This window comes from Psychrobacter sp. JB193, assembly GCF_002285555.1.
In the GTDB taxonomy this organism is placed as follows: Bacteria; Pseudomonadota; Gammaproteobacteria; order Pseudomonadales; family Moraxellaceae; genus Psychrobacter; species Psychrobacter alimentarius.
Window position 1 is genome coordinate 1,205,879 of record NZ_NRGY01000001.1, and the last position, 10,893, is coordinate 1,216,771.

General features: G+C 40.6%; 10 protein-coding genes and 1 other annotated feature. Of the genes, 2 read left to right on the forward strand and 8 right to left on the reverse strand.

Translation table 11 applies throughout. From position 1 onward, the window contains the following. Positions 1–265 precede the first annotated feature (265 nt). On the forward strand, positions 266–982 hold the full coding sequence (locus CIK80_RS05265) for a hypothetical protein (protein ID WP_095569113.1): 717 nt from the start codon (positions 266–268) through the stop codon (positions 980–982). Here the strand turns inward: CIK80_RS05265 and CIK80_RS05270 are convergent. The 3 genes from CIK80_RS05270 to CIK80_RS05280 all read right to left on the reverse strand — a co-directional run bounded on the left by CIK80_RS05270 (position 965) and on the right by CIK80_RS05280 (position 4,636). Further along, a protein-coding gene (locus tag CIK80_RS05270) for an IS3 family transposase (protein WP_095568366.1) occupies positions 965–2,184 on the reverse strand; the annotation gives its coding sequence in 2 pieces (ribosomal slippage) (positions 965–1,908 and positions 1,908–2,184; 1,221 coding nt in all). The two genes, CIK80_RS05265 and CIK80_RS05270, sit on opposite strands and share 18 nt — an antisense overlap. Further along, positions 1,793–1,909: a sequence feature (AL1L pseudoknot), on the reverse strand. (Overlaps the previous gene by 117 nt.) A gap of 433 nt (positions 2,185–2,617) precedes the next feature. Further along, a complete protein-coding gene (locus tag CIK80_RS05275; protein ID WP_095569114.1) occupies positions 2,618–3,622 on the reverse strand; it encodes a nucleotide kinase domain-containing protein in 1,005 nt (334 codons plus the stop codon). A 69-nt stretch (positions 3,623–3,691) separates the two neighbouring features. Further along, entirely contained in the window at positions 3,692–4,636 is a 945-nt protein-coding gene (locus CIK80_RS05280; RefSeq protein ID WP_095569115.1) for a pyrophosphatase, read from the reverse strand. A gap of 90 nt (positions 4,637–4,726) precedes the next feature. Here CIK80_RS05280 and CIK80_RS05285 point away from each other — a divergent pair. Beyond that, a protein-coding gene (locus CIK80_RS05285; protein ID WP_095568611.1) for an IS3 family transposase occupies positions 4,727–5,892 on the forward strand; the annotation gives its coding sequence in 2 pieces (ribosomal slippage) (positions 4,727–4,985 and positions 4,985–5,892; 1,167 coding nt in all). Here CIK80_RS05285 and CIK80_RS05290 read toward each other — a convergent pair. The 5 genes from CIK80_RS05290 to CIK80_RS05310 all read right to left on the reverse strand — a co-directional run bounded on the left by CIK80_RS05290 (position 5,893) and on the right by CIK80_RS05310 (position 10,816). Continuing rightward, complete coding sequence (locus tag CIK80_RS05290; RefSeq protein WP_095569116.1) at positions 5,893–6,114, reverse strand: hypothetical protein; 222 nt, start codon at positions 6,112–6,114, stop codon at positions 5,893–5,895. Next, on the reverse strand, positions 6,111–6,728 hold the full coding sequence (locus tag CIK80_RS05295) for a hypothetical protein (RefSeq protein WP_095569117.1): 618 nt from the start codon (positions 6,726–6,728) through the stop codon (positions 6,111–6,113). Before CIK80_RS05295 ends, CIK80_RS05290 begins: the two co-directional genes overlap by 4 nt. A gap of 2 nt (positions 6,729–6,730) precedes the next feature. Continuing rightward, a complete protein-coding gene (locus CIK80_RS05300) occupies positions 6,731–7,180 on the reverse strand; it encodes a hypothetical protein (RefSeq protein ID WP_095569118.1) in 450 nt (149 codons plus the stop codon). Between the two features lie 168 nt (positions 7,181–7,348). Next, complete coding sequence (gene ligA, locus CIK80_RS05305) at positions 7,349–9,472, reverse strand: NAD-dependent DNA ligase LigA (RefSeq protein ID WP_095569119.1); 2,124 nt, start codon at positions 9,470–9,472, stop codon at positions 7,349–7,351. Between the two features lie 330 nt (positions 9,473–9,802). After that, a complete protein-coding gene (locus tag CIK80_RS05310; RefSeq protein ID WP_095569120.1) occupies positions 9,803–10,816 on the reverse strand; it encodes a cell division protein ZipA C-terminal FtsZ-binding domain-containing protein in 1,014 nt (337 codons plus the stop codon). Between the last annotated feature and the right edge of the window lie 77 nt (positions 10,817–10,893).

The window sequence follows — 10,893 nt, forward strand, 5'->3', positions numbered from 1 at the left end:
AGTTCTTTTATGACTGTGACTATTATCTTATAAGCATCGGTAAGGGCGATCTGAATCAGTCTTGTTAACTTTGTTAGGTTTAATGATAAGTGGTGGGTTTTTCGGAGGTAGTATGGTGCTCAGACTATGGCTACATTTTGTAGCTATACTTGGTGTGCAAGTAACAATGTCGTTGAAGTTTTAGCAAATTTCATTTAAAAATTAGAGTAAACTATTTTTCGTAGTGAGAGGAATACTCAACTCTTTTATTAAAATGAGATGAAAAATGATATTTGGAAATCCTGGAGTTTATAAAAGTGGTACGTATAGCAATTTTGCTATTGTCATTGAGCATCTAACAGCCGACTTTTATAGTCTTAATCTATGTAGCGATATGGAGGTGATTCCACCACATCTGGCTTACAACATGAAAAGCATATTTGCGGCTCCTCTCACTGATAGAGATATTTTTAACATCCAGTCACCTGCGTTATTTTATCTAAGCGATAAAGAGTTGATGATTGCTTTAGCAAAACAGTCTTTCTCTGAGTGGAAAGTGGAAGAGCACATCAGATTAGGTCTTCAACCTACATTGTACACACCAGCTAAGATCGAAGAATATGAAAAGAGCTTGTACGATAATAGCCATTTTGATTTCGAACATTTTGTAGATTATTTTTGGGGTATAGAGCCACATGAATATGGAGACAAAGGCTGGTATCCGTTTATTATAAATCATAAAGACGAAACCAAACTGGTCATCATTCACATAAATCGTAATCCTAAAAATTTAGACGATTATCCTGAAGATTTAAAAGAATATGAAAGGTTTTTCAATGCTGACAAGTCACCAAAACAACCTAAATATTTTGATGAGCACTATTGGTCGGTGAAAGTAATAACGGTAAAAACAGTAGAAATGCGGGCGGTACTGGATGAGGCCTATGTGAACCGCCCCGACTATATCGGAGACTGTTTATTCAAGTTAAGCAGCAATGCCTAACAGATTAAGATTATCATAATACCGCTTCTCAAACTCAAAAGGTGACACATAGCCAATCGCACTATGCAGCCTTTTTTTATTAAACCAGTCCACCCATTCAAGGGTTGCTAATTCAACATCATTCACACCTTGCCACTGCTGTTTTAAATAATCAATCACCTCCGTTTTATACAGCCCGTTAACCGTTTCAGCCAACGCATTATCGTATGAATCACCCGTTGTACCAACAGAGGCGATCACACCAGAATCTGTCATTTTGTCTGTATAGCGGATAGACAAGTACTGAACCCCGCGATCACTATGATGAATCACATCTTTTGGATTATTTCTATCTGCTATTGCTTGGTTTAGTGCTGCCATCACCATATCGGTGTTCATACGATTAGATACCTTCCAGCCCACGATAGCGCGAGCAAACACGTCAATGATAAAAGCAGTATAAACCCAGCCGCTTGTCGTCTTGATATAGGTAAAATCAGCCACCCACAGCTGGTTAGGGTGGCGTGCGCTAAAGTTGCGATTGACCAAATCATCAGCGCGCTTCTGGTCATCACGGCTGTTGGTGGTTATCTTACCTTTACCGCGCCAAACCCCCTGCATGCTATGCTGCTTCATTAACCGCTCTACCGTACAACGAGCCACATGACTGCCGTCAGCCTTCATTTGCTGCCAGACTTTACGCGCACCGTAGCGGCACTTGCTGTCCTGCCAGATGCGCCTGATTTCACTGATGTAGAAGTCGTCATGTTGACTGCGTAATGAGCGCTTGTCAGGGCAGCTCTCCAAGTCTTTAGCACGGTAATAGGTTGATGGAGCAATCGGCAAGACTCTACAAATGGCTTGGGTCCCATATTCTGACTTATTCTCATCAATAAATTTGATCATCACTTCGGTGGGCGGTCTATTTCCGCCTGGGCGAAAAAAGCAGCTGCTTTCCTTATAATCTCATTAGCTTGCTTTAATTCTCTGTTCTCACGTTCAAGCGCTTTGATGCGCTCGGCTTGGCTTTGAGCTTGAACATTAGCAGGTATGGTTTGATCGATGTGCTTCTTATACCATGACCGCAAGGTTTCAGGCGTACAGCCAATCTTAGGGGCAATGGCTTGAATTGCAGACCATGTGGAAGGATATTCGTCTTTGGCTTCAATGAGCATGCGAACCGCACGCTCTTTCATTTCAGGGGTATAGTTTCGTGTTTTCATTGTCGTATTCTCTCAGAAAGTTGAGTCTCCGACAATCTCGGGGCGGTTCAATGAGTATTTATTCGGTACTAAAGTAAACTGACAAAGCGTGCGCTGGGGTAAGGTACGATTTTTTATTGGCTGGTAGGTAAGCGGAAAGGATTGTTTGGAGTCATTGAGCTAGAGCGTGTCACCAAGTAAGCCAAACAGCACAACAAACCAGATGAACTCGAGAAATTACAGACTAACTTGTCATAGCGGGTAGCACATGTACTGCTTTAATTGGCTCAATGACACGAGTACAAGTATCATAAGCTCTATCTCTAAAACAAGTTTGAATGACATCAACATTGAGCAATTTATCCGAGCTAAAAAGGTCATGAACTGCACCACCTGTTAGATGAAAACCAGTAGAATTTCCTAGTGGTTTTAAAGATGGATCACTTTAAGCTCATTAAAAAAGAGTGAGCTCTCTTTTAGTGGGTTCTAAGCATGATTTTTCGATCTTATGGTTAATGTTCCATTTAGGAGGAAAGAAGAGCTCTAATGGCATAGGTGTCTCTTTATATTGCTGTTTTATACGCTTATTTTGTACCTGCAGCTCAGGCATTTTCACTCTCAAAAGCTTATCAGTTTCACAAAAGCAGTTCTGCAAGTCTATTAAACTCGGTTCTCTACCAAAAAGAGGCTTAAAATCATTAAACCCAAAAATTGATTGGTATTTTTCAAAATTATCTTGAGTGAACTTAATAATATCCTCATTACTATATTTATTAGAAGATTCATTTGTGAAGCACTTTTTGACCCCTCTTATTGCTCCAATTCCTGCCTTAACAAATGAATCTTCACAAAAATCAATGACGTTGGAATAATTCATATCAATAGCATACTGATAAGCAAGAAAGTCTCCAATGAAAGAGCACCCCCTTAGTAAGTCAAAAACTTCTGAAAGAGAGTTTGAATCAATTATCTTATCCAACACAGATTGACCAATTAACTCATCTTTTACCATCTGAAGCCACTTTTCGTGCTTGAAGCCGAGATGGTTATACAGAGTATGAGTTCCAGTCATCATATATGCATTATTAAAGATAGGACCATGCTCTTTACGTAATAATAAGGCATTATTAATACGTCTTAAATCAAAGTTTTCTGTAGAAATCTTTCCAACTTCTTTTTCTAGATACTCCCAAGTTTCAGGTTTGTTAAATATTTTGAATACAATGATTCGAAGTAAGATATCTTTATCTGAGAAGTTATCCTCAGTGTAAATTACGTTTTTAATTAAATACTGACTGACCCTATCCATAGCTCTATAGACATTAGTGAATTTATACATATGTAGATCGGGATCTTGTGTAAGAGGATAGTTTTCCGCATACTTATTCCAAAATATATTCATTCTTTCTTGAATGAAGTAGAAATAGTATCTGAAAACATCTTCATTCGGTTTTATCATTTTTTCTGCCGTTCGTAACAAGAATATTTATTAAGTGTAAGGAGTATATACTATAAAGTCTCTACACACTTAGGTCTCATTTCCTTTAAAACTCTTATATTTAAGTGTTCTTTCTTTACGATTACCTATAATAATTCCACCTTCATTCTCAACAACTTGATTGAACACTGAATATCCCAATGTAATTGCTTTAACCCAAAGCTGTAAAGGACATTTCTCAACTTCATACCCTTTAACAAAAATCCTTATTGTTTTTAACAAATCATATGAGATATTATCTGCTTGGGTAAAATCAATACTATTTTCTTTTGACATTGAGAATAACCAAGCGCTCAATCCTTCTTCGATTACTATCGGTCTACCACTATCTTGATTCTCATCAATGGAGGGTTCACTTTTCCTTTTGTGCTTAATCAAAGCTCTAAAAGTAGGTGACCAATGTAGTACTGCAGCAAATGCGAGGTGGAACACATCATGATACTTATAATTGTCGCTGTCTTGATGATTATCATTTAAAGCACTACCAATGAATACATTATTCCATTTAAGGTAAGACTTACCGTTCGACTTTTTAATTATATGTACTTCGAAGTTGATTGGTAGTTGTTCATCTGAATCGAAACCATCATCGAAGCATAATTCAGGTAACTTAAGTTTATTAATATCTATAAATCTATCTCTTATCTTAAATTTGTTTCTCTCAACTATTTCTAGTAAATTGAGCTCAAGAAAGCTCATAAATTGTAAATAGACGTCTAAAAAATTCCTCAAAGTATTAAGATTAGATTCTTCGTTTAAGCGAACCAATCGATTTATAAGTTTAATAAATAATTCTTCTTCATTGAGACTAGCAGTTATATTACTATTAACTTGAACGATTGGTCGATCTATTATATCTGTAATAAGCAACTCGTTCCCTACTGCAGTAAAAGATTCAGTGCTTTCAAACAACTCATTAAAATCAATATTTTTAACTATAATAATTAGAATAAAGTACCAAAAAATATCGCCCATTTCTTCGATAATTTGATTGTTGGACTGAGCTATGCTGAAAAAACTATAGAACCAAACTTGGTAAACTAAGTGTATTCACAGGAGTTTATCATGACTAAGAAAGTCAGAACCTACAGTGCAGCTTTTAAAGCTGAAGCCGTCAAAAAGATAGCAGATAATAATGGCAATGTTTCAGCGACTGCAAAGCAGCTAGGTATAGCGATGCAGACCTTATCTAACTGGCAGAATAAAGCGAATGAAGGCAAGCTTGTCGGCACTAAGCAATATGATCCTGAACTCATGGCCATTATAGAAGAGAATAAACGTCTTAAACGTGATCTCAAGGTTGCTCAGGAGGAGCGAGACATTCTAAAAAAGGCGACGGCGTACTTCGCGAAGCACAGTTGATGAAGTACGTCTTTATCAAGGATAACCAGAAAATATTTAGCATCACCTGCATGTGTCACGTATTAGATGTTAAGCCATCAAGCTATTACAACTGGATAAATCGTGGCATCAGTAATCAGCAGATCCATCGCAATCAGTGTGAGTTGCTAGTCAGAGTGGCTCATGATGAGACTAAGCAGCGCTATGGCTATGAGCGACTGTATGCTTACCTTACAGGGCAAGGATATGCCATAAGTAAGTATATGGTTAGACGTATAAAGGAAGAATGCGGCATTAAATGCCGTCGTCACAAGCGCTTTAAAGTCACCACCAACTCTAATCACAACAAGCTGGTCTATCCAAACCGTCTAGAACAGAAATTTAATGCCAATCGTCCTAATGAGGCTTGGGTCAGTGACATCACTTATATTTGGACAAATGAAGGTTGGCTATACTTAGCAGGTGTTAAAGACCTATATACTAAAGAGCTCGTCGGCTATGTCATCAATAAGCGCATGACCGCTGATTTGGTATGCCGTGCACTTAATATGGCAATCAAAAACAAGCGACCTAGCCAAGGGTTGATTTTACATTCTGACAGAGGCAGTCAGTATTGTAGCAATGAGTATCATAAGATCATTAAGTGCCACCAATTTACAGGCTCGATGAGTGGTAAAGGCAACTGCTTTGATAACGCGCCCATAGAGAGCTTCTGGGGCATATTAAAGAATGAGCTGGTGTATCACCAAGACTATAAAACAAGATTCGAAGCCATCAACGATATCACTAAATATATTGAGCTTGAGTACAACCAAACTAGAATTCAAAAGGGCTTGGGCTATAAAACGCCAAGACAGGTGTGGTTTGACTATTATCGTCAGGCTGCGTAATTAAAATCTCCCAAGTTTAGTTGTACGGATTTGACGGCAGGGGTCAGACTCATTATTTGATGAACCATTTAGTAATTTCTTCTTTAAAAGGGAAATCAGACTACCTACTTCACTAAATAACCCCATTTGAGCCCCGAAGAGAGCTTCATTTTCTTCGAACTTATTGGTTTCTTCGACAAGGTCGACATAACTATCCAATGAAATACTATTGTCTTGGTTCATATTTTGTTCCAATCAGAAGGTCTACCAACTATCATACTCTCAACAGGTTCTCGGTCATAAGCCCATTCAATGAATTCAGCTAATTTAGGGTACTTTTTTTTGTCAAAGTTTCTATGCCCTGATTTTTCGATACATATATCTTCTCCGTTACAGTTTCTAAACTCGTCAGGTATTGCTTTTGAATAATGACCGTAATATACATATTTAGATGATAATAGTACGTTTTCTCCATTCAAATCCTTTTTGATATGCCCTTCTACGGGTTGTCCACTTTTATCTGAATGTATAGAGTCTAGTTGAATGATATCTTCATTATTAAAACGATAGATATTGTCGCCTGATTGATAAACTTTATTTTTGTTCATATTAGGCGTTTTTGAAATGAATCTGATATCTCTTGAATACTCTTCGATACTAAGTATTTCTGTAACTTGCATAATATAAATTAAGTTGCCTTTATCCCCTCTCGGTTTAGCTCCAGTACCTATAATGAAATCACCAATTTTAGCTATTCTTCTAATTGATGGCTTACATGTGGCTAAAGTCAAAATACCGTGAAAAGGATTAGGTGCGAAACCATCGTCAAATTTCATCACGTAAGAAAATAGTCTCATCGTCAGCACCTGTGTCTAGGAGGAGGAGGAGGGTTCGAAGGATTGCTTTGTTTATCTAAGTGAACGCCGTCTTCTAAATCATCTAACTCTTCAAGTGCACTAGAAGGTAGTACAGAGCTATTAGATTGTGAAGCTATAGCAAGAGGTGTCGTAGATGAAAAATATTCTGCATATATAAATATTACTTTAATAGCATATTGTGTAGCTAAATTGAGAATTATAGATTCTAAGAACTTACAACCATTAAGTTCTTCAGTCATATAAATGAAAATAATATCTAATTCTTTAAATTCGAACGGTAGATTGAGTAAGCTCGATTTGAGCTCCCAATCGCAATTGATTCGCTTATCATAAAATTCAGGTGCATACTTTTTATTTAATATGACCTTGATAGAGTTTAGATGATCGATGCTAGATTCAGCTTGGCTAGTGTGCACGAATAGCGCCTTCATATCCTTCCTTAGATTGAATAGTGAATATATGATTCTACTCTACAAAAATCAATTAATCTAGCGGTTTAAGGAGACTCAGATAACGATTTTGAGAGAAATTTATTATGTATTTACACTCTAATATTAGACAAAAGTCACTATTAGTTCAAAATCTAGCTATACCATCCCCTACTCCCCAACCATCACCAAAAACTCTTCCTCACCCACTACTTTCACGCCCAGCTTCTCCGCTTTTGCCATTTTTGAGCCAGCCTTTTCCCCTGCCAATAGCGCCGTAGTTTTTGCTGAGATGCTGCCTGAGACTTTTGCACCCAGCGCTTGTAGTTTGGCTTTGGCTTCATCACGCGCCATGCTATCGAGCGCACCCGTGATGACCCACGTTTGCCCATCGAGTGGCAGCCCTTCTGATACGATCTGCTCAACTTTATCCCAATGCACGCCAGCCTCGCGCAAGGCGGTGATGACTTCGATATTGTGCGGCGCGCGGAAGAATTTATAGGTCAGCTCGGCAGTGATTTCACCGACATCTGGCGTTTTTATCAAGGTCTCAATACTGGCTGCCATCAGACTATCTAAGTCACCAAACTGCTGAGCAAAGTTCTGCGCCGTACCTTCACCGACACCGCGAATACCTAGTGCATAGATAAAGCGAGCCAATGTTGTATGCTTGCTGGCTTCGATAGCGTTGATGATATTTTGGACTGATTTTTCACCCAGTTTCTCAAAGGTGACCATCTCATCCGCATGATTGTGCAACTGATAAATATCAGCAACCGTTTTGACCAAGCCATGCTCAAAGAAGCTAATGAGCCAACTCGCGCCAAGCCCGTCGATATCCATCGCTCGCCGCGAGACAAAGTGAATCAGCGCCTCGGTCTGCTGCGCGGGACAAAACAGACCGCCGGTACAACGTGCCAGCGCTTCGTCTTCAGGCAAGACGACAGGCGAGTCGCAGACCGGACAAGTCGATGGCAAGGTCACAGGTTCAGAGTTTTCTGGGCGCTGATCTGTCCAAACGCGTGTGACTTTGGGAATGACGTCGCCTGCGCGGTGAACGCTGACCATGTCACCTGCACGCACGTCAAGGCGCTGAATCTCACCAAAGTTATGCAAGGTGACATTGCTGACAGTGACGCCACCAACTTTGACAGGCTCGAGCTTACCGACGGGTGTGATTTGTCCTGTCCGTCCAACTTGCCATTCGATGGCATACAAGCGTGTCATCACCGTTTCAGCAGGGAATTTATAAGCCGTTGCCCAGCGCGGCTCACGCGATAAAAACCCAAGTTGCTGCTGTAATGCAAGGCTGTTAACCTTGATCACCATACCATCGATCTCAAACGGCAAATCATTACGCCCTTCTATCACCGACTCATAATAGGCTTGCGCCTCTCTTGGATTTTTTATTACCTCCACCGCACTGACGCTAAAGCCAAGGGTTTTTAGCCATGCAAGCGCGTCTGATTGGGTCTCGATATTTTCAGGCAAGCCTTGATTGACCGAATACACATAAAACGCCAATGGGCGACTGGCTGCTACGCTTGAGTCTAACTGGCGCAGGCTACCAGCGGCCGCATTGCGTGGATTGGCAAAGGTTTTACCTTCGTTCGCCTCGCTAAGTCGGTTTAAACGCTCAAAGCCTGCTTTTGGCATCAGCACTTCACCACGCACTTCTAACAGCTCGATATCGGCGGCATCAGCGAGCCAAAGCGGCAAATTGCGAATGGTTTTGGCATTTTGGGTAATGTCTTCACCCGTTTGCCCATCACCGCGCGTGACCGCTTGGACAAACTTGCCATGCTCGTATTTCAATGATACCGCTAGACCATCTAGCTTTAGCTCCATCTCATACTCAGGGTTTTGCTGTGAGACGCTAAGGCGGTCGTTGACGCGGCGCATAAAATCGCGCAAATCATCGTATTCAAAGACGTTGCCCAGCGATAGCATCGGAATGTCATGCGTCACTTGAGTAAAGGCGGATAACGGTACATCGCCAACTTGATTGATCGGACTGTCAGGCTGCACCAAATCTGGATGTTCTTCTTCTAATTCGAGCAACGTGCGACGCAATTGATCGTATTCGCTGTCTTCCAAGGTAGGATTGTCGAGCACATAATACGCGTAATTATTCGTCTTAATGGTCTCAATCAGTGTGCGCATCCGCGAGACAATCTCTGTGCTATTAACCACACTGCCATCGGTCGAACTGGCTATATTAGATGTTGCAGGTGCTTTTCTTTCCACTTGAGCAGATAGGTTTTTAGAATTATTTGGTGAGGTAGAGTCGGTCATAGTCGGCGTCTTTTTTGCGATTCAAGATGTCGATATGATAACAAGTTTGCAGGATACTCGGATATAATTTTGCAAAACTCAGGCAGCCGAAATGAAGATAAGGAAAAACATTATCATGCACTACTGGAATAAGTTTTTCTTGCGTGCTGTGTCTTCGCCAACAGAGGCTACGCAAAACTTATCCCAGTAGCTCTATACTTATTTTGTGACCAATAAATAGTAGCATGAGGAAAATACAGACCATAAAAAAGGCAAATAACGTCAATCGCTATTTGCCTTTTTAAAACTTATAACCACTTTTAGATGCTGATTAGCTTAGCCTTTAAGCGCTTAGCCTTCATAGTCACGAACTTGGTTACGTAGCTGCTGCTTATATTCTGGCGTGATTGGCTCATTCTCTTCATCCAGCATGATGGCATCCAAATCGCTTGCCATCATATAAGCAATGCTCATCATACTATCAAAACTGCGTAGGGCTTGCGGATGTGGCAACGATAAAAACACCACCACGCCATTATAGTTGTTGGTCGCAACACTATGCGGATCAAAAGGCGCAATACCATCATCCGTGATACCCATCATACTGAACCACAACATGCCAGTACCGTCTTTTTGCTCATAACGATGGAACATGTTCATCGCGCCATAGCGTAGACCGTATTTATCAATCAAGGCCAATAGATCACGACCACGAATGAAAGATACAGGACGATCACGATACTGATGTGGCAAAATCGTGATATTGATGTTGTCTTTGGCATTAATCAAGGGGCCATTTTGTGCTTCATCGACTGGCTCTGACAGATGCTGATCAAGGATAGGACTGTTATTATCGAAGCTTGGCTCATCTGCTGTGTCAATTGCTGGCATCAGACTGTCAGTCGCCGACATCAAGCTTGAAAACGCATCAGGCTCTTGTTCGATATTCATCTGCTCAGCGGTTTCTGCAAACTCTGCATTGTCGGTACGCTGCTCTTCATCTTGCCAGCGAGCGTAATCGGTATTTTCTACCATATCGTTATCATGACTCACATTATCGCGTCCAGCTGTCAGCTGCGTATCAACGTTAATATGTGAATGAGTCAACGGCTCTTCTTCGACCACTGCATTTAAATAACTGCGGTCAGGGCCAATGCTCGTCTCGCCAGCGACCGCATCATCCAAATCTGGCTGGTCGATAAGATTGCGCTCATGACGCGGTATGATAGGAATACCGTTTTTATCATAATCGACCGCTGCAACTTCAGCTTCTTTGCGACGCTTGAAGCTACGAATGACCATAAATAGCCCTGCAAGCACGATAAATGCAGCAATGGCAATCAATATAAACTGAATAGCGGTCATGAGAAATACATCCTAATATATGACAAAAGGGAATACATAAGAGGGGATAAATGGCAATAGTCTAGCATGGCTAATTC